The sequence below is a fragment of the Streptomyces phytophilus genome (assembly GCF_013870535.1).
In the GTDB taxonomy this organism is placed as follows: Bacteria; Actinomycetota; Actinomycetes; order Streptomycetales; family Streptomycetaceae; genus Streptomyces; species Streptomyces phytophilus.
Window position 1 is genome coordinate 1 of record NZ_JACBXC010001553.1, and the last position, 1,239, is coordinate 1,239.

Annotated in this window: 2 protein-coding genes; one reads left to right on the forward strand and one right to left on the reverse strand. The window is 68.7% G+C overall.

Annotated elements, in window-relative coordinates:
• Nucleotides 1–226: WhiB family transcriptional regulator (locus H5J30_RS34170; protein WP_181791698.1), on the reverse strand; the 226-nt coding region annotated here is incomplete at its 3' end.
• A 412-nt stretch (nucleotides 227–638) separates the two neighbouring features.
• On the opposite strand from H5J30_RS34170, the gene H5J30_RS34175 reads away from it, so the two are divergent.
• The coding region (locus H5J30_RS34175; RefSeq protein ID WP_181791699.1) for a response regulator transcription factor at nucleotides 639–1,239 on the forward strand (601 nt) is incomplete at its 3' end.

The following is a 1,239-nucleotide window of genomic DNA, read 5'->3' on the forward strand; positions in this document are numbered from 1 at the left end:
ACACGCCGTACGGCTCACGAACCGCCAGCGCGTGCGCCGCGCACTCCGCGCGCACGGGGCACCGCATGCACACCTCTTTGGCGGATGCCTCCCGTGCGCTCCGGGCGGCGCCCCGCTCTCCTTCCGGGTGAAAGAACAGGGAGCTGTCCACACCGCGGCACGCCGCGATGAGCTGCCAGTCCCACAGATCGGCGTTCGGGCCCGGCAGCCGGGAGAAATCAGCCATTTTGTATCACCTTGGAAGCGCCACGGATGACCCCTAACGGTCGTGACACTACCTTTCCGGGCATACCGGATGTAAATAGTACTCATAGTGAAAATAGAGAATGGCTGATCAGGGCGATGCGAATTGGTGCATTCGAGTCACGACATGGCGCGGCGCGATGACTGCTTCTCGGTGACCGCTTCCTCACGTAGAGTGGCGACGTGTGTGGCCCCGGTCCCCGTGGCGACAGCCGTTGCAACAGGTGCCAGAGCCCCCGTAACTCTTTCGGGTGACCGTCGTTGAGAGTGCGGAAGCGGTTGACTGCGAGCGCGTTCGTCCCGGGCGCGCCCGACGCGCGGTCGACCGCCGAAGGTGACGATACGTACCAGCCCTGGAGGCTCAAGGTGACGCGCATCAGCTCCGGAGGGCGGCCATGACTTCCGTCCTCGTTTGCGACGACTCCCCACTCGCCCGAGAGGCGCTGCGCCGTGCGGTTGCGACCGTACCCGGCGTCGAGCGCGTGACGACGGCGGCTAACGGCGAGGAAGTGCTCCGCCGCTGGGGTGCCGATCGTTCGGACCTGATTCTGATGGATGTACGGATGCCCGGCCTCGGCGGCGTCGAGACCGTGCGCCGGCTGCTCTCGGCCGACCCGGGGGCGCGGATCATCATGCTGACCGTGGCCGAGGACCTCGACGGCGTGGCCCTCGCCGTCGCCGCCGGCGCCCGCGGCTACCTGCACAAGGACGCCTCCCGCGCCGAGCTGCGGGCCACGGTCACGCAGGCCCTCGCCGACCCGACGTGGCGGCTCGCGCCGCGGCGGCTGCGCTCCACCGAGATGGGGGCCGCGCCGACGCTCACCGCGCGCGAGATCCAGGTCCTCGAAGGAATGAGCCACGGGCGGTCCAACGCCGAGATCGGCCGCGAGCTGTTCCTCTCCGAGGACACCGTGAAGACCCACGCGCGCAGGCTTTTCAAAAAGCTCGGCGCCTCCGACCGGGCGCACGCCGTGGCACTCGGATTCCGCTGGGGTC